14 protein-coding genes are annotated in these 17,372 nt (G+C 74.2%); 8 read left to right on the top strand and 6 right to left on the bottom strand.

The features are described from left to right. The first annotated feature begins 14 nt into the window (after positions 1–14). Together OHS17_RS16050 and OHS17_RS16055 are read left to right on the top strand one after the other, a co-directional pair. Positions 15–4,892: a DNA repair ATPase gene (locus OHS17_RS16050; RefSeq protein WP_330312729.1), complete on the top strand. Its 4,878-nt coding sequence runs from the start codon at positions 15–17 to the stop codon at positions 4,890–4,892. A gap of 30 nt (positions 4,893–4,922) precedes the next feature. Then, positions 4,923–6,860, top strand: coding sequence for an NAD-binding protein (locus OHS17_RS16055; protein ID WP_330312730.1), 1,938 nt, complete (start codon positions 4,923–4,925; stop codon positions 6,858–6,860). Positions 6,861–6,890: 30 nt separating this feature from the next. Here OHS17_RS16055 and OHS17_RS16060 read toward each other — a convergent pair whose 3' ends face one another. Beyond that, positions 6,891–7,289 (bottom strand): VOC family protein, encoded by a 399-nt coding sequence (locus tag OHS17_RS16060; RefSeq protein WP_330312731.1) that lies wholly within the window; start codon positions 7,287–7,289, stop codon positions 6,891–6,893. Positions 7,290–7,474: 185 nt separating this feature from the next. On the opposite strand from OHS17_RS16060, the gene OHS17_RS16065 reads away from it, so the two are divergent. The 3 genes from OHS17_RS16065 to OHS17_RS16075 all read left to right on the top strand — a co-directional run bounded on the left by OHS17_RS16065 (position 7,475) and on the right by OHS17_RS16075 (position 9,729). Next, a complete protein-coding gene (locus OHS17_RS16065) occupies positions 7,475–8,554 on the top strand; it encodes an LLM class flavin-dependent oxidoreductase (RefSeq protein ID WP_330312732.1) in 1,080 nt (359 codons plus the stop codon). Between the two features lie 2 nt (positions 8,555–8,556). Then, entirely contained in the window at positions 8,557–9,210 is a 654-nt protein-coding gene (locus tag OHS17_RS16070; RefSeq protein ID WP_330312733.1) for an FMN reductase, read from the top strand. 96 nt (positions 9,211–9,306) lie between these two features. After that, positions 9,307–9,729, top strand: coding sequence for a universal stress protein (locus tag OHS17_RS16075; RefSeq protein WP_330312734.1), 423 nt, complete (start codon positions 9,307–9,309; stop codon positions 9,727–9,729). 58 nt (positions 9,730–9,787) lie between these two features. On the opposite strand, the gene OHS17_RS16080 is transcribed toward OHS17_RS16075, so the two are convergent. Further along, on the bottom strand, positions 9,788–10,909 hold the full coding sequence (locus OHS17_RS16080) for a MerR family transcriptional regulator (protein WP_330312735.1): 1,122 nt from the start codon (positions 10,907–10,909) through the stop codon (positions 9,788–9,790). Positions 10,910–11,001: 92 nt separating this feature from the next. Beyond that, positions 11,002–11,400 carry a hypothetical protein gene (locus OHS17_RS16085; protein ID WP_026171379.1) on the bottom strand — a complete coding sequence of 133 codons (399 nt, stop codon included), beginning with the start codon at positions 11,398–11,400 and terminating at the stop codon, positions 11,002–11,004. 121 nt (positions 11,401–11,521) lie between these two features. Here OHS17_RS16085 and OHS17_RS16090 point away from each other — a divergent pair, with 121 nt between their 5' ends. Then, a complete protein-coding gene (locus OHS17_RS16090; RefSeq protein WP_330312736.1) occupies positions 11,522–12,412 on the top strand; it encodes a hypothetical protein in 891 nt (296 codons plus the stop codon). A gap of 43 nt (positions 12,413–12,455) precedes the next feature. Continuing rightward, positions 12,456–13,421 carry an NADP-dependent oxidoreductase gene (locus OHS17_RS16095; RefSeq protein ID WP_330312737.1) on the top strand — a complete coding sequence of 322 codons (966 nt, stop codon included), beginning with the start codon at positions 12,456–12,458 and terminating at the stop codon, positions 13,419–13,421. A gap of 16 nt (positions 13,422–13,437) precedes the next feature. On the opposite strand, the gene OHS17_RS16100 is transcribed toward OHS17_RS16095, so the two are convergent. Next, the gene (locus OHS17_RS16100) at positions 13,438–13,845 is read right to left on the bottom strand and encodes an RNA-binding S4 domain-containing protein (RefSeq protein WP_330312738.1); all 408 of its coding nucleotides are present in this window, start codon (positions 13,843–13,845) and stop codon (positions 13,438–13,440) included. A 267-nt stretch (positions 13,846–14,112) separates the two neighbouring features. Here OHS17_RS16100 and OHS17_RS16105 point away from each other — a divergent pair, with 267 nt between their 5' ends. Continuing rightward, complete coding sequence (locus OHS17_RS16105; RefSeq protein WP_330312739.1) at positions 14,113–15,555, top strand: VWA domain-containing protein; 1,443 nt, start codon at positions 14,113–14,115, stop codon at positions 15,553–15,555. Here the strand turns inward: OHS17_RS16105 and OHS17_RS16110 are convergent. Both OHS17_RS16110 and OHS17_RS16115 read right to left on the bottom strand, forming a co-directional pair. Then, positions 15,504–16,700 (bottom strand): sensor histidine kinase, encoded by a 1,197-nt coding sequence (locus OHS17_RS16110; protein WP_330312740.1) that lies wholly within the window; start codon positions 16,698–16,700, stop codon positions 15,504–15,506. The two genes, OHS17_RS16105 and OHS17_RS16110, sit on opposite strands and share 52 nt — an antisense overlap. Next, positions 16,697–17,350: a response regulator transcription factor gene (locus tag OHS17_RS16115; RefSeq protein ID WP_037785831.1), complete on the bottom strand. Its 654-nt coding sequence runs from the start codon at positions 17,348–17,350 to the stop codon at positions 16,697–16,699. The genes OHS17_RS16110 and OHS17_RS16115 overlap by 4 nt, the downstream gene beginning before the upstream one ends. Between the last annotated feature and the right edge of the window lie 22 nt (positions 17,351–17,372).

Consider the following 17,372-nt stretch of genomic DNA (forward strand, 5'->3'; position numbering starts at 1 on the left):
GGAGACCGCATCCCATGGACACCGTGACCGCCCCCGCCGCCGGGGACTACGACGTCCTGCGGCGCCGCCTCCGGACGCACGCCACCGAGCTCGCCCGCAGGGCCACCGCCCTCAACGCCCGCCGCACCGAGGCGTTCGGCGCCACCGGCCTCCAGCTGCTCGGCAGCGAGCAGATCCGGACGCACCGCCCCTCCACCCCCCGCGACCTCGTCGCACTCGGCGGCGAGCTGCTGTTCGGCTTCGAACGCGGCCCGGGCGCGCAGGACTCACCCGCCGTGGACGACGTGCTCGCCCTGTACGCCGCCGACCTCACCCCCGGCACCGGCACCCCGCTCACCGACGCCTCCTTCGTCCGCGAATTCGACGGCCTGCACCGCTACTTCCGCGCCGCCCGCCTGCTGCGGCTGCGCCGGACCGAGGGCCGCCTGCTGGCGGTCTTCCGTACCGGCGACACCGCGAAGGACATCCGGGTCCTGCGCTGGGCACTCAACCCCGACGGCTCCCCCGGCGCGTTCCTCGACGCGCGCGGCGAGCGCGACCACGTCTTCCCGCCGTCGCACGACTTCACCTGGACCACCGCGGGCCGCGAGGCCCACGTCGCGGGCCGCCACCCGCACATCGCCCTCGGCTGCGAGGCCGAGCTGTACGTGGACACGCTGGGCGGCACGCTCACCGTGAAGACCGTCAACGACACGGAGACCCCGGAGGGGATCTACGAGGAGCCCGTCACCGAACCCCTCCAGTCCCTCGCGGACGCCGAGGTCGAGTACGCGGAGCTGGGCCCGCTCGTTCTGCTGCGCGTACGCCCGTACAAGGAGGAGGCGCGGCGCTACCTCGTCTTCAACGCGCTCCTGGGGACCGTCACCCGCCTCGACGGCATCGGCCCGGCCTGCCAGCGGCTCCCGGAGGACCAGGGGATCATCTTCCCCGGCGGCTTCTACCTGACGACGGGCGAGGCCCGGACCTTCGACATCGCGCAGCCGCTCACCGACCCGGTCTTCGAGGAGGCCGTCCGCTCGCCGAACGGCGAGGACGTGCTGTACGTCTTCCGGTCCCGCCAGGACGGCCGCAGCCTGCTCCTTCCGTACAACGTCATTCGCCAGGAGGTCGCGACCCCGCTCCAGGGCCGGGGCCACGCGCTGCTGGACGACGGCACGCTCGTCGTCCTGCGCGACCCGGTGGAGGGCGGCGCCGCACGTGTCCACCCGTTGCAGCGCTGGCAGACGCCGTACGTCTCCGACACGTACGCCGCGTCCCGCCCGGCGGGCGAAGGCCCCCTGGCCCGGGTCGGCAACGCCGACCTCGTGCGCGGGATCTCCGACTGCCTGGCCCTCGCGCACGCCGCGTCCGAGACGGCGCCGACGGCCGCCGTGTACGACCGGCTGGTCGCCGACTGCGTACGGGCGGGGGACCGCTACCACTGGCTGGACGACACCGAACTCGGCGGACTCGCCGAGCCCTTGGGCGAGCTGCGGGAGACCGCGCGCCAGGTCGTCGCGGAGTTCGAGGCGGTCCAGGCCCTCACCCGGCAGGCCGCCGACGCGCTCACCGAGACCGCCGACCGCATCACCGCCCTGGTCCGCCGGGTCCGCGGCGAGGCCCCGCGCACCGCCGCCGAGTGGGTCGAGCGCCTCACCGAGCTGCGCGGCGCGCACGGCCACTTGGCGACCCTCGCCGAGATGCGGTACGCGGACACCGAGCGCATCGCTGAGCTCACCGCCACCACCGCCGAGGACATCGAGGCGGCCGCCCGCCGCGCGGTCGCCTTCCTGGCCAGGGACGACGCGTTCGCCGGGTACCACGAGGACATCGCCCGCCTCACCGAGGAGGCCGCCGAGCTCGCCACGGTCACCGACGCGGCCGCGCTCGGGGACCGGCTGGCCGCCATGACGGACGGCCTGAGCACCGTCACGGACGTCGTCGCCGGTCTCGACATCGGCGACGGAGTGGTCCGTACGTCGATCCTGGAACGCATCGCGGAAGTCCTGGGCGCCGTCAACCGGGCCCGCGCCACGCTCGACGCCCGCCGCCGCGCCCTGGCGGACCACGAGGGCCGGGCCGAGTTCGCCGCCGAGTCCGCGCTGCTCGGGCAGGCCGTCACGGCCGCGCTGGCCGCCGCCGGCACACCGGAGTCCTGCGACGAGCAGCTGGCGAGGCTGCTGCTCCAGCTGGAGAACCTGGAGGCGCGGTTCGCGGAGTACGACGACTTCCTCGCGGAGCTGGGCGAGCGCCGGACGGAGGTGTACGAAGCGTTCTCGGCCCGCCGGCAGGGCCTCCAGGACGAGCTGGCCCGCCGCACCGGACGCCTCGCGGACTCCGCGGCGCGCGTCCTGGAGACGGTCGCCCGGCGCAGCGCCGCGCTGCCCGACGCGGACGCCGTCCACACCTACTTCGCCTCCGACCCGATGGTCGCCAAGGTCCGCCGGACCGCCGAGGAGCTGCGGGCGCTCGGTGACACCGTGCGCGCGGAGGAGCTGGACGGGCAGCTGCTCGCCGCCCGCCAGGAGGCGGGCCGGGCGCTGCGCGACCGGGACGAGCTGTACGCGGACGGCGGGTCCGTGATCCGCCTCGGCCGGCACCGGTTCGCGGTGAACACCCAGCCGTTCGAGCTGACCCTCGTACCGCAGGACGGCACGCTCGCGTTCGCCGTCACCGGGACCGACTACCGGATGCCGGTGACCGACCCGGAGTTCGCCGCGACCCGCCCGTACTGGGACCAGACGCTGCCCTCCGAATCCCCGGCGGTCTACCGGGGCGAGCACCTGGCGGCCCGCCTCCTCGATGAGCACGGCGCGGACCGGCTGGCCTCCCTGGACGACGGCGAACTCGCCGCGCTCGTGCGCGAGTCCGCCTCCGCCGCGTACGACGAGGGCTACCAGCGCGGGGTCCACGACGAGGACGCGACCGCGATCCTGGGCGCGCTGCTGCGGCTGCACGCGGGCGCCGGGCTGCTGCGCTTCCCGGCCGCCGTCCGGGCCGCCGCCCAGCTGTTCTGGGCCCATGGGACGGACGAGACCCGCCGCACCTCCTGGACGCGCCGCGCCCGCTCGCTGGCCCGGGCCAGGGAGACCTTCGGGCTCGCCCCGGCGGTCGCCGCGCTCCAGGAGGAGTGGGCGTCGGTGATCGGCGGCGAGAGCCCCCGGACCGTCGCCGCGTACCTCTTCGAGGAGCTGACCGGCGGGCCCGAGGGCTTCGCGACGGGCGCCTCCGTCCGGGCGTTCCTGGACAAGTTCCGCCACGCCACCGGCACCTCGGCGTACGACGACGACCTCGCCGCCCTCGCGGACGACCTGCCCGCCCGGCGCCAGCTCGTGGAGGGCTGGCTCACCTCGTACGCCGAGGCGAGCGGCACGGACCTCGACCCGGGCGACCTCGCGGAGGCCGTCGCCGTGGAGCTGTGCCCCGAGGGCCTGCTCGGCCGTTACGAAGCGGACGCGCCGCTCACCGAGACCGTCGACGGGCTCCTCGGCGTCCACCCGCGCATCGAGCGCGGCCGGCTCACCGTCCGCATCGATGAACTCCTCGCCCGGACCGAGGAGTTCCGTACCGCCGTCGTCCCGGGATTCCGCGCCTACCAGCGCCGCCGCACCGCCCTGGTCGCCGCCGAGCGAACCCGGCTGCGGCTCGACGACCACCGCCCGCGCGTCATGTCGGCGTTCGTCCGCAACCAGCTCCTCGACGAGGTCTACCTGCCGCTCATCGGGGACAGCCTCGCCAAGCAGCTCTCCACCGCCGACGCCGACCGCCGCACCGACTCACAGGGCCTGCTGCTGCTCGTATCGCCGCCCGGCTACGGCAAGACGACGCTCATGGAGTACGTCGCCGACCGGCTCGGGCTCGTCCTCGTCAAGATCAGCGGCCCGAACCTGGGCCACGACGTGACCTCGCTCGACCCCGCGCAGGCGGGCAGTGCCACCGCGCGCCAGGAGATCGAGAAGATCAACTTCGCGCTTGAGGCGGGCAACAACACGCTGCTCTACCTGGACGACATCCAGCACACCTCGCCGGAACTCCTCCAGAAGTTCATCCCGCTCTGCGACGCCACGCGCCGCATCGAGGGCGTACGGGACGGCGAGCCGCGCACGTACGACCTGCGGGGCAAGCGGTTCGCGGTGTGCATGGCGGGCAACCCGTACACCGAGTCCGGGGCGCGCTTCCAGGTGCCCGACATGCTCGCCAACCGGGCGGACGTGTGGAATCTGGGCGAGGTGCTGTCCGGCCGCGAGGACACCTTCGCGCTGAGCTTCGTGGAGAACGCGCTGACCGCCAACCCGGTCCTCGCCCCGCTCGCCGGCCGCTCCCGCGACGACCTGGCGCTGCTGCTGCGGCTCGCCGCCGAGGACCCCACGGCGCGTCCGGAGCTGCTCGAACACCCCTACGCTCCCGCCGAGGTGGACCGGATCACCGCCGTGCTGCGGCATCTGCTGCGGGCCCGGGACACGGTGCTCGCGGTCAACGCCGCGTACATCGCGTCCGCCGCGCAGACCGACGCCACCCGCACCGAACCCCCGTTCCGGCTCCAGGGTTCGTACCGCAACATGAACCGGATCGCGGAGCGGATCGCGCCCGTGATGAACGACGCGGAACTGTCCGCCGTCGTGGCCGACCACTACGCGGGCGAGGCACAGACCCTCACCAGCGGCGCCGAGGCCGCGCTCCTGAAGCTCGCCGCACTGCGGGGCACGCTCACGCCCGCGCAGGCCGAGCGGTGGGCGGCGCTCTGTTCCTCGTACGTCCGCACCCAGGCACTCGGCGGGCCCGAGGGCGATCCGATGACCCGCGCGGTCGCGGCGTTGGGGCTGCTCGCGGACCGGATCGCGGCCGTCGAGACGGCGATCGGGCGCGCCGCCGACCCGCGCCATCTACTGGCCAGACACCCCGAAGACCGCTGACCGTCCTCGATCAACGGAACGGAGCAAGGCATGCTGGGACACGTGTCCTCATTCCCCCAGCAACCCCAACCCTCCCCGTTCTCCGGCCACATGGTCGTCTGCGGGGACGACGCGCTCGCCCAGCGGCTCGCCGTGGAGCTGCGTTACGTGTACGGGGAACGGGTCACCCTCGTCGTGCCGCCCGAGCCGGGCACGGTCAGGCCGGACGAGCCGCTGAGCGGGCGCGGGCGGGCCGCCGCGCTGTTCGGGCGGATGGCGTCCGCGATGAACCGCAACGGCGGCGGGCTGCCGCACGGTTCGGACGGGGACTCCCTCGCGGGCGTCGAGCCGGTGCGCATCCTCCAGGCGGCCGAGCCGTCCGACGAGTCCTTGGCGGAGGCGGGCATCACCCGGGCCTCGGCGGTCGCCCTCGTCTACGACGACGACGAGCGCAACATCCGGGCCGCGCTGACCGCGCGCCGGCTCAACCCCCGTGTGCGGCTGGTGATCCGGCTCTACAACCGGAAGCTGGGCCAGCATCTGGAGACCCTGCTCGACCAGGCGGCGGCCGTCGCGTCCCCCGGGCTCGACCCGGCCGCGATCGACGCCTCCACCACGGTGCTGTCCGACGCGGACACCGCCGCGCCGGCCCTGGCGGCCACCGCGCTCGCCGGGTCGACGCGGGTGATCCGGGCCGAGGGCCTGTTCCTGCGGGCCGCCGAGCGCACCCCGCCGCCGGGCGGCCAGGTCGCGAACCCGGGCCTGTGCACCCTGGCGCTGCTCTCCTCCACCACCCACGACCCGGCGGGCGCGGAGGGCTCCGACAGCAGCGGGGCGGAGGGGCCGCAGCTGCTGCCCGGGCCCGCGGAGATCGCCGCCGCGACCGGGCGCGGCACGGTCGTCCTGGAGGCCGTCACGCAGTCCGGTCCGGCCGCGCCGAAGGTCCGGATGAGCGGCCGGAGCGCGCCGCTGAGCCAGTTCTTCTCGCGGCGGCTGCGGTGGTCGGCGCTGGGCGTCGGGCTCGCGGTGCTCGGGCTCGCGGCGGCCTCCACGTTCACCACGGACGACAACCCCCTGCACGCCACGTACCTCACCCTGCTCGACCTGTTCGCGATGGGCGACCCGGCCATCGGGGACCCCGCCGCCCGCCAGATCATCCAGATCCTCTCCGGCATCGCGGGCCTGATGCTCCTGCCGCTGCTGGTGGCGGGGGTCTTGGAGGCGTTCGGCTCGCTGCGCAGCGCGTCCTCGCTGCGGCGGCCGCCGCGCGGGCTGTCCGGGCACGTGGTGCTGCTCGGGCTCGGCAAGATCGGCACCCGGGTCCTGGTGCACCTGCGGGAGCTGGGCATCCCGGTGGTCTGCGTGGAGGAGGACCCGGACGCGCGGGGCATCCCCCTCGCCCGGCGGCTGCACGTGCCGGTGGTACTCGGTGACGTCACGGACGAGGGGGTGCTCGAAGCGGCCAAGATCGGCCGCTCCCGCGGGCTCCTCGCGCTGACGAGCATCGACACGACGAACCTGGAGGCAGCGCTGTATGCCAGGTCCCTCAAGCCCAGCCTGCGGGTGACGGTCCGGCTCTTCGACGACGAGTTCGCCACGGCGGTCTACCGCACGCTGCGCACGGCGCACCCGCAGGCGATCACCCGCTCCCGCTCGGTCTCCCATCTGGCGGGCCCGTCCTTCGCGGTCGCGATGATGGGCCGGCAGATCCTGGGCGCAATCCCGGTCGAACGCAAGGTGCTCCTGTTCGCGGCGGTGGAGGTTGGCGGCCACCCCCAGCTGGAGGGCCGCACGGTGGACCAGGCGTTCCGCGAGGGCGCGTGGCGCGTGCTGGCCCTGGACGTGGCCCCCAACGGCGCCCCCGAGGGCGCCCTCGTCTGGAACCTCCACCCCGGCTACGTACTCCGCCCGACGGACCGCGTGATCATCGCCGCCACACGCCGCGGCCTGGCGGAGCTCCTGGGCCGCCGGGCACTCACGCGACGCTGAGGGGCGCCCCGGACCGGGGCGCGCGCTCATCTACGGGCGCCAGCCCCGGCGACACAGGACGACGCGGTATCCGTCCGGGTCCTCCACCGTCACCCCCCACTCGTTCCAGTACGGGTTCGGCGAGCCGACCCTCGTACCGCCGCAGGCGAGCAGCCGGTCCACCAGGTCGTCCGGGACCGGCCCGTCCAGGTACAGGACGAGCAGGTCCTCCTCGGTGGGCCGGGGCTCGACCGGCCCCCGCGTGAGCTCCAGATGCCAGGAGGCACCGGGGTGCCCCACCATAAGAAGGTCATGCGTCCCCGGCTCCCGTTCCGCGGCGGCGCGGAAGAGGACCGTCAGCCCCAGCCCCGCCACCCAGAACCGCTCGGCGGCGGCGAGATCACGGGAGGGCCGGGCGAGGCGGACATGCGTCTCGGCGGTGAATGACACGGGCGTCCCTTCGTCGGGCGGCACGCGCGGCCGCGCACGAAGCGGCAGCGTATGAGGCGGTCCGGCCCGCGCACATCGGCCATCGGTCCTGGTCCCCGGGAAGGAATACGCCGCCCCCTCCCCCCGTTGTACGAGGCGTTCAGATAGTTCAAGGTTCAACAAACAGCGATCAGGAGGCGGGCGCCATGCAGTTCGGGATCTTCACCGTCGGGGACGTCACCACCGACCCCACCACCGGTACGACGCCGAGCGAGCACGAGCGGATCAAGGCCACCGTCGCCATCGCGCGGAAGGCCGAGGAGGTCGGGCTCGACGTCTTCGCGACCGGTGAGCACCACAACCCGCCGTTCGTCCCCTCGTCACCGACCACCACGCTCGGCTACATCGCGGCGCAGACGAAGAACATCGTCCTGTCGACCTCGACCACGCTGATCACCACCAACGACCCGGTGAAGATCGCCGAGGACTACGCGACGCTCCAGCACCTCGCGGACGGCCGCGTGGACCTGATGATGGGGCGCGGCAACACCGGCCCGGTGTACCCGTGGTTCGGCAAGGACATCCGCCAGGGCATCCCGCTCGCCATCGAGAACTACGCCCTGCTGCACAAGCTGTGGCGGGAGGACGTCGTGGACTGGGAGGGCAAGTTCCGTACGCCGCTCCAGTCGTTCACCGCGACCCCGCGTCCCCTGGACGGCGTGCCGCCGTTCGTCTGGCACGGCTCCATCCGCTCGCCGGAGATCGCCGAGCAGGCCGCGTACTACGGCGACGGCTTCTTCCACAACAACATCTTCTGGCCCATGGAGCACACGAAGAAGATGGTGCGGCTGTACCGCCAGCGGTACGCGCACTACGGGCACGGCACCGCCGAGCAGGCGATCGTCGGCCTCGGCGGCCAGGTGTTCATGCGGAAGAACTCGCAGGACGCGGTACGCGAGTTCCGCCCGTACTTCGACAACGCGCCGGTCTACGGCCACGGGCCCTCGATGGAGGACTTCACCCAGCAGACGCCGCTGACCGTGGGCTCCCCCCAGGAGGTCATCGAGCGGACGCTGACCTTCCGCGACGCGGTCGGCGACTACCAGCGCCAGCTGTTCCTGATGGACCACGCGGGCCTGCCGCTGAAGACGGTTCTGGAGCAGCTGGACATCCTCGGCGAGGAGGTCGTCCCCGTGCTGCGCAAGGAGTTCGCCGCGCTGCGCCCGGCCGGTGTCCCCGAGACCGCGCCGCTGCACCCCGCCTACGCCGCCACGAAGGAGAGCTGACCGTGTTCGCCACCGCACCCGTGAGGATCGTCGCCGTATCGGCCGGCCTCAGCAACCCGTCCTCGACCCGGCTGCTGACCGACCGGCTGGCCGCCGCCACCCGCGAGCGGCTGGAGGCCGGGCAGGACCGCCCGGTCGACGTCCGGGTGATCGAGCTCCGCGACCTGGCCGCGGACATCGCGAGCCACCTGGTGTCCGGCTTCCCGCCGCCCGCCCTGGCGGACGCGCTCGCGGCGGTGACGGAGGCCGACGGCCTGATCGCGGTCACCCCGGTGTTCACCGCCTCGTACAGCGGACTGTTCAAGTCGTTCTTCGACCTGGTCGAGAACACCGCCCTGACCGGCAAGCCCGTGCTCGTCGCCGCCACCGGCGGCACCGCCCGGCACTCGCTGGTCCTGGAGCACGCGATGCGCCCGCTCTTCGCCTACCTGCGCGCCGTCACGCTGCCGACCTCGGTCTACGCGGCGTCGGAGGACTGGGGCGCGTCCGGCGACGAGTACGCCGAGGGCCTGCCCGCCCGCATCCGGCGCGCGGGCGGCGAGCTGGCGGACGCCGTCACGGGCGGACACGCGGTCTCCGGCGCGGCCAGGACGCCCGGCCCGGACGACGAGGTGATCCCCTTCGAGCAGCAGCTCGCGGCCCTGCGCCCGGCCTGACCGGACCCACGGAGATCGCCGTTTCGCCCGTTTTGACTAGAGTCGTACGGGAACGCGTGATCCAAGCACAACCGCAGAACCGAGCTGGAGGCAGAGATGGGCAGGATCGTGGTGGGCGTCGACGGCTCCGAGTCGTCGGTCAAGGCACTGCACTGGGCCGTACGCCAGGCGGAGCTGACCGGTGACACGGTGGAGGCCGTAAACAGCTGGGAGTACCCCGCTACCAGCTGGGCCTCGATGATGCCGGGCCTCCCGGAGGACTTCGACCCCCAGGCCATGGCCACGGTGTCCCTCACCGAGACCCTGGAGGAGGCGCTGGGCGCCCAGGGCGCCGCCGCCGTCAGCAAGGTCGTCGTGATCGGCAACCCGGCGCAGGCCCTGCTCGACCGGGCCGAGGGCGCGAACCTGCTGGTCGTGGGCGCCCGCGGCTACAGCGGCTTCAAGGCGACCCTGCTCGGCTCGGTCAGCCTGCACGTCACCCAGCACGCCGCCTGCCCGGTGACCGTCGTCCGCAACTGATCCGCCGTACGCAAGGGAGGGCCCCGCACCACGCGTGGTGCGGGGCCCTCCCGCGTACTCACAGCTCCACGACGTCCGCCACCGCACACGCCACGTTGTCCGGCGCACCGGCCGCCTCCGCGAGCCCGATCAGCGCGCCCACGGCGGTGGACGGCCCGTCCGCCCCCGCCAGCACCCGCGCCAGCTCCCCGCCGTCCACGACCGCCGAGAGCCCGTCCGAGCAGAGGAGGTAGCGGTCGCCGGGCAGCGCGTCCCGGACGTCCACATCGGGCCCGGAGCCGTACGGGCCGTCCCCGGACAGCACCTTGAGGAGCATCGCCCGCTGCGGGTGGGAGAACGCCTCCTCCTCCGTCAGCGAACCGTCGTCGACCATCGACTGGACCAGGCTGTGATCGTGCGTGATCCGGAACAGCTCGCCCCCGCGCAGCAGATAGGCCCGCGAGTCCCCGATGTGCACGAGCCCCAGCCGCGAGCCCGTCCACATCATCGCCGTCAGCGTCGTGCCGGACTCCTCCGGCGCCGCGCTCCCCGCCACCGCGTCCCGCACCGCGAGCGCCGCCCGCTCCGCCGCGTCGTGCAGGAGGTTCAGCAGCTCCGCCGCCGGCACCGCGCCCGGCGCGACCGGCTTCAGGGCCTCGATCGCGGCCGTGCTGGCCCCCGCCCCGCCCGCGCCGAACCCGTCGGCGACCGCGAGCAGCCGGGCTCCGGCGTAGACCGCGTCCTGGTTGGTCTCACGCACCGCACCCGTGTCGGTGCGGGCCGCGTAGCGGATTCCGAGCGTGCCCACCGATGTCATGACGTCCTCCGTCGACAGCTGGTCGATGAGGAAGGCCGCGAGGTCACGGCGCGCCGCCGTCTCCGCCTCGACGCGTGCCCAGTACGCCCGGATCGCCGCGGCGGCCGCGCCGGAGTCCAGCGCGATCACCTCCCTGATCCGGGCGAGCGGCATCCCGATCCGGCGCAGCCAGGCCACCAGCCGGGCCGCCCGCACCTGCGCCGGGTCGTAGTACCGGTAGCCGTTCACCGGGTCGACCAGGGCCGGCGGGAGCAGACCGAGCTCGTCGTAGCGGCGCAGCGCCTTCGCGGAGAGCCGGGACAGCCGGGCGAACGCCCCGATCGTCACCAGCTCCGCGCCGGGGCCCCGCCCCTGCCCGTACTCCGTCACCGCACGCCTCCTCATACCGGGCGGACTCCCCGCCCCGGCACACTCGATCCTTGGCCTTCCCCCGGGGAGAAGGTCAAGGATCGCTGACGTGCGGGTGGGCGCGGGCGTCACTCCCGCGTGTAGAAGTAGTAGTACGAGGCGAGCAGTCCGCCGGCCCCGAGGATCAGTCCGAGCACCGAAGCGGACAGGATGCTCGCGCCGGACAGGCTGTAGAGGAAGCCGATCGAACCGCCGGTCAGCACCCCGTACGCGGCGGCCCGCAGCTCGCGCGGCAGCCGGTTCTGGATGCGGCCGAGCCCGAAGCAGAGCACCGCGAGCGCGGCGCCGGAGACGAGCCCGAGGGCCAGCCGGGTGCCCGTGAGGACCCCGCCGCCGCGGACGATGGCGGTCGCGTAGCAGCCCATGATCACGCCCAGCGTGACCGGGATCGCCCAGCTGAGGACCGGGCGGTGCCGGGTGGGCATCGCGTGCCTCCCGCGTGCCGGCACCGAAGCTTGTGCGGCCATGGCAGAGAGCTCCTTCCGTCGCCCCCGCTTTCCCTCCAGAGCACACCTGGTCGGGCCGCCCGGCAACTCGGATGGCCCATGGCCCGGGGCGCGCCGGCACCATCCGGGATTCCCTGGAGGGGTGCGGACGTATTTCTCGGTGGCCCTGTCGGCGGTACTGCTGGTGCTGCTGGCCGTCCTGGTGCCGCTGAGCGCGCTGTCCGCCTGGGTCGACCTGGAGATCGACGACACGGACCGTTACGTGGCCGCCGTCTCCCCGCTCGCCGACGACCCCGCGGTCCGGAGCACCGTCGCGGACCTGATCACCGACGGCGCGATGAAGCAGATCGACGTCGGCCCGCTCCAGAGCACCGTGCGCGAGTTCCTGCACCAGGCCGTGCAGTCCTTCACCACCACGGAGGCCTTCCAGGACGCCTGGACCGCCGCCAACCGCACCGCGCACGAGACGGTCACCGCCGCGCTGGACGGGCAGAGCGGCGAGAGCGTCACGATCGACCTGGCGCCCGTCACGGAGCAGGTGAGGCAGAACCTGATCGACAACGGGGTGCCGTTCGCCGATCAGATCCCCGTCCAGCACACCGACATCCAGCTGGTCTCCGCCGACCGCGCGGACCAGCTGCGGCAGAGCTTCCGGTGGCTGCGGAACGCGAGCGTGTGGCCGGCCGTCGGCACGCTCGTCTTCGCGCTGCTCGCCCTCGTGCTCGCCTGGACGCGCGGCGGGCCCGGCCGCCGCGCCCGGGCCATGGCCGCGCTGGCCGGCACCGCCGTGGCGGGCGCGGGCTTCGCGCTCGGCGCGCTGGTGCTGCGCGGGCTGCTGGCGCTGGCCCGCGACCGGGTCCTCGACGAGGTCCCGGACAGCGACACCGGCGCCGCGGCGGCCGTCTACGACGCGCTGACCTCGTCGCTGCGCACCACGGTGTGGGTCGTCTTCGGCCTGGGCCTGGCCGTCGCGGTGTGCGCGGCGGCGGCCCGGATCTGGGCCCAGCGGGTACTGCCGGCACCGGCGGATTGACGCGGCCGCTCCCGCCGGAGCTGCCCGACTGGGAGGTGTACGGATGCGAGCCATCGCCGTCAGCGCGCTGCGGGCCGACCCGGTGCTGGTCGAGCTGCCCAAGCCGGAGCCCCGGCCCGGCGAGGTCCGGGTACGCGTCGAATACGCCTCGCTCAACCCGCTGGACTGGCAGGTCGCGGACGGCTCCGCCGGTGAACTCGCCCCGGCGCCCCGGTCCTTCCCGTTCGTCCTCGGCGTCGACTACGCGGGCCGCGTCGACATGATCGGCGGTGGCGAGAACCGTTTCCGGGTGGGCGACCCGGTCTTCGGGCGGGCGGCCGTCGCGGAGGCGTGCGGCTCGTACGGGGACTACCTGTGCGTGGAGCAGGACTCCGCCATCGCCCTCGTCCCGCGCGGCCTCGACGCCCGGGCCGCCGCCGCGCTCCCGTCCGCCGGGATGGCCGCCGCCCAGATCCTGGAGGCGGTCGCGCTGCGCGGCCACGAGACCCTGCTGGTCGTCGGGGCGGCGGGCGGCGTCGGCTGCTGTCTGACCCAGCTCGCCCGGGCGCGGGACGTCCGGGTGATCGCGGCGGTACGCGGTGACGAGCGTTCCAGGATGGGGTCGTTGGGCGCGGCCGCCTCGGTGGACCTGACGGACGGCCCGCCCGCCGAGGCGCTGCGCAGGGCCTGCCCGGACGGCATCGACGCGCTGGCCGACCTGGCGTCGGCGGACCCGGACGCGTTCGCGGCGCACGCGGCGGCGGTCCGGCCGGGCGGCATCGCGCTCTCGGCCCGGGGCGCCGCCGCCGGGGCCCGGCTGCCCGGGGGCGTCAGGGGCGTCGACTTCCGCCTCGACCCGAGCCCGGTCCTGCTCGACGTGCTGGCGGCAGGCGCGGCGGACGGCATCCTGCGCGTGCCCGTCGACGCCGAACTGCCGTTGGAGGACGCGCCGCTGGCCCTGGCCCGCAACCGGGCGGGCGGGGCGCGCGGCAAGACCGTGATCGTGGTGCACGCGTCCGGTCACCGCTGAGGCCGGGGCTTCCGCGCTAGTCCGTCGGGCCGGGGCCCATTCCGCGCAGCCGGTCCATCTCGCGGCGGTCCCGCTTCGTCGGCCTTCCCGCGCCCCGGTCGCGTACCGGGACCTCGATCGCGGCCTCGCGCGGCGGCGGAGGCGGGCTGTTGTCGATGAAGCACTCGGCGGCCACGGGCGGGCCCACCCTCTTCTTCACCAGCTTCGACACGACGACGACCCGGTCCCGGCCCGCGTGCCGGAGCCGCACCTCGTCACCGACGCGCACCGGCTGTGCGGGCTTGGCCCGTTCGCCCGCGACCTTCACATGACCCGCGCGGCAGGCGGCAGCGGCCTGCGCCCGGGTCTTTGTGAGCCGGACCGACCAGATCCAGACATCGACCCGGACACTGCCCTCCGTCTGCGGAGCCTCACCCGAAACCATGCGTCCGACTGTAAGCGGTGGCCCGGGGCGGCACGTTCCCGCGTCAACTCGACGCCTGTGCGGTGCAGGTGACATGGGGGCGACGTGAACGCCCGTACAGGGCCTCAGGACTCGGTCCGGGCTCGGTTCGCTCTCGGTTGTCCCACATGCGGGCCGTGCCATCGAACGGCCTTATCCGGCCGCTAACCTTACGTATCCGCCCTGGCCAGGGATCAATTCCCGCAGTACGGACATTCATCGCACCCAACTCACGCGAAAGGCTCGCCCATGGGCATTCGGAGCTTGCTGCGCAAGGTGTTCGGCCGTGACCGCACGGACCAGGACGACCCGACGACGGCCACGGTCCCGCCCCAGGGCGAGCACACGAGCGCCACGGCCTCGGAGCCGGACGAGGCACCCGTCACGATCTCGGTGCCGGCCCCCGCGTCGTCCGAGGAGGACGAGGACGCCAAGGCGTCGGACCTGGTGGCCGCGGCCTTCGACAACCCGGCCGCACCCACGGTCCCGGCCCAGGGCAAGGGCCCGGACGCGGTGGCTCCTGCGGAGCCGGTTACGGAGACCGCCGAGGTGGAGTCGCCCGAGCCGGCCGCTGTGGCCGAGGCCCCGGTGACGGCCGCCGAGCCGGAGGCCCCTGAGCCGGTCGCGGAGACCGAGGCGCCCGAGCCCGTCGCCGTGGCCGAGGCGCCCGAGCCCGTCGCCGAGCCGGAGCCGGTCGCGGAGACCGACGCCCCCGTGGCGGAGCCGGAGGCGCCGGAGGCCGAGGCCCCGAAGCCGGCCGCCGAGGCCATCGCGGAGCCCGAGCCCGTCGTGGCCTCGGAGACCCCCGAGCCCGAGCCGGTCATCGCGAGCGAGACCCCGCAGCCGGAGCCCGTGGCCGAGCCCGCGCCCGTCGCGGAGCCCGAGCCGAAGGCCGCCGCCGAACCGGCCCCCGTAGCGACCCCCGAGCCGGAGGCCGCCGCCCCCGCGCCGATCGTCATCGACATGGACCCCGAGCCTGAGCCCGAGGCGGCCCCGGCGGCTCCGGCCGCCAGCGGCAAGCCCGCGCTCACCCTCGCCAAGGTCAAGGCGCGGGCGCCCGAGCTGGCGGGGGCGTACAAGGCGGCGCAGGCCGGGCTGAAGGCGCACGGGCTGACCGGGCTGCGCGCCACCGTCTATCTGGTCCTGGACCGCTCCGGCTCCATGCGCCCGTTCTACAAGGACGGCAGCGCCCAGCACCTGGGCGACCGCACGCTCGCGCTCGCCGCGCACCTGGACGAGAGCGCCACCGTGCAGGTCGTGTTCTTCTCGACCGACATCGACGGCACCGGCACGGTCGAGCTGGACGGCCACGAGGGCCGGATCGACGCGCTCAACGCGGGCCTCGGCCGCCTCGGCCGGACGAACTACCACCACGCGGTCGAGGAGGTCGTCGCGCACTACGAGAAGTCCGGGGCGACCGGCCCCGCGCTGGTGGTCTTCCAGACGGACGGGCCCCCGGACGTCCGGCAGGCCGCCCGCCAGGCGATCGACGCGGCGGCCCGGCTGCCGCTGTTCTTCCAGTTCGTCGCGTTCGGCGAGACGGACGGCAAGGGCTTCGACTTCCTGCGGAAGCTGGACGCCCCGAACACCGGCTTCTTCCACGCGGGCCCCGCGCCCCGCGAGGTCCCGGACGCCACGTTCTACCGCGAGCTGCTGGCCGCACTCCCCGCGTGGGTGGCCACGCGTTCCTGAGACGCCGGGAGGCGTACGGTCACGGCGAGCCCGCCCCCGGGGCCCGGCACCGCCGTGACCGTACCGCCGTGGGCCAGCGCGATGGACCGCACGATCGACAGGCCGAGCCCCGAGCCCGGCCCCATCCGGTCCTTGCCCTCGCCCCGCCGGAACGGCTCGAACAAGCCGGGGATGTCCGCCGCGTCCACCACCGGTCCGGTGTTGCGGACCTCCAGCAGGACCCCGGCACCGGCCGGGACCACCGATACGTCGACGCTTCCGCCGGACACGTTGTACGTCACCGCGTTGGCCAGCAGGTTCGCCACCAGCTGGGCCAGCAGCAGCCGGTTCCCCCGCACCGGGCACGGCCGGGTGTCGAGCCGGACGTCCGGGTGCCGGGCCGCCTCCTCGGCCACCACCCGGGCCAGGTCCACCGGTTCCCGCTCGCTCTTGTCGAGCCCCCGCTCGCTGCGGGCCAGGACGAGCAGTCCGTCGATGAGCCGTTCGCTGCGCCGGTTGTTGTCCAGGAGCGTCTGCCGCGTCCGGACGAGGTCCTCCGGCGTCGGATCGTCCAGACCGACCTGGATCGCCGCGCGCTGGGTGGCCAGCGGGGTGCGCAGCTCGTGCGAGGCGTTGGCGATGAACCGCCGCTGGCTGTCGAAGGCCCGCTCCAGCCGGGCGAGCAGCGCGTCGAGCGTGTCGCCCAGCTCCTTCAGCTCGTCGTCCGGCCCGCTGGAGGCGATCCGCTCGTGGAGCGTGTGCGCGGAGAGCTTGCGCGCCTTGGCGGTCATGGCGTGGACGGGCCGCAGGACCCGGCCCGCCGTCCACCAGCCGACGCCCACCGCGCAGGCCGTCATCACCAGCAGCGCGGCGGTGGACCAGATGAGCAGCTGGTGGCCGGCCGCGTCGCTGACGTGGTCGGTGAGGTCGTAGACCGTCGGCGGGCCGAGTCTGCGGTGGCTGACGAGCGGCCCGTTGACCGCGTAGCCGGGCTGGACCACGACGGCGGTGTCCGCGATGGCACGCGCCTGCGAGTCCGTACCGGCGCGGGAGGCCAGGTTCACCGTGGCCAGCAGAGCCGTGCCGAGGACCAGGAAGACCCCGCCGTAGACGAGGGCGATGCGGGTTCTGATCGTGGCGTGCGACAGCCGGGCCCATCGCTTCACAGCGCGTACCCCACGCCCTGGACGGTACGGATCACGGCCGGTTCACCGAGCTTGCTCCGCAGCTTGCTCATGCAGACCCGGACGGCCCCGGTGAAGGGGTCGGCGTTGGCGTCCCAGGCCCGTTCCAGCAGCTCCTCCGCGCTGACCGTCGCGCCGTCCGCCTCCAGGAGCAGCTGGAGCACGGTGAACTCCTTCGGCGACAGGTCCAGGTCCCGTCCGTCCCGCGTCGCCGACCGCCGTACGGCGTCGAGCCGGATGCCGTACCGCTCCAGCTGCGGCGGTACGGGGCGGGCGCTGCGCCGCCGCAGGGCGCGTACGCGGGAAATCAACTCGGGAAACTCGAACGGCTTGCCCAAGTAGTCGTCGGCGCCCAGGTCGAGCCCGGCGACCCGGTCCTCCATCGACCCGGCGGCCGTCAGCATCAGGATCCGGGTCCGGGAGCCGGAGGCGACGAGCCCGCGCGCCACGTCGTCGCCGTGCACCCGGGGCAGATCGCGGTCCAGGACGACCACGTCGTAGTCGTGCAGCCCCAGGTACGCCTGGGCGGCATCACCGCTGTACACCGTGTCGACGGCGAAGCCCGCCCGCCGCAGCCCGGTGGCGACCAGCTCCGCGAGGATTTCCTCGTCCTCGGCGACCAGTACCCGCATCGTGATGTCCCTCGCCTCGTGC

It is taken from the genome of Streptomyces sp. NBC_00523 (genome assembly GCF_036346615.1).
GTDB lineage: Bacteria > Actinomycetota > Actinomycetes > Streptomycetales > Streptomycetaceae > Streptomyces.

Coding starts and splice junctions, on each gene's coding strand:
- OHS17_RS16095 (WP_330312737.1), top strand. CDS start 12,456: ATGCGAGCCATCGCCGTCAGCGCGCTGCGGGCCGACCCGGTGCTGGTC.
- OHS17_RS16115 (WP_037785831.1), bottom strand. CDS start 17,350: ATGCGGGTACTGGTCGCCGAGGACGAGGAAATCCTCGCGGAGCTGGTC.
- OHS17_RS16085 (WP_026171379.1), bottom strand. CDS start 11,400: ATGGCCGCACAAGCTTCGGTGCCGGCACGCGGGAGGCACGCGATGCCC.
- OHS17_RS16100 (WP_330312738.1), bottom strand. CDS start 13,845: ATGGTTTCGGGTGAGGCTCCGCAGACGGAGGGCAGTGTCCGGGTCGAT.
- OHS17_RS16065 (WP_330312732.1), top strand. CDS start 7,475: ATGCAGTTCGGGATCTTCACCGTCGGGGACGTCACCACCGACCCCACC.
- OHS17_RS16080 (WP_330312735.1), bottom strand. CDS start 10,909: ATGAGGAGGCGTGCGGTGACGGAGTACGGGCAGGGGCGGGGCCCCGGC.
- OHS17_RS16050 (WP_330312729.1), top strand. CDS start 15: ATGGACACCGTGACCGCCCCCGCCGCCGGGGACTACGACGTCCTGCGG.
- OHS17_RS16105 (WP_330312739.1), top strand. CDS start 14,113: ATGGGCATTCGGAGCTTGCTGCGCAAGGTGTTCGGCCGTGACCGCACG.
- OHS17_RS16055 (WP_330312730.1), top strand. CDS start 4,923: ATGCTGGGACACGTGTCCTCATTCCCCCAGCAACCCCAACCCTCCCCG.
- OHS17_RS16075 (WP_330312734.1), top strand. CDS start 9,307: ATGGGCAGGATCGTGGTGGGCGTCGACGGCTCCGAGTCGTCGGTCAAG.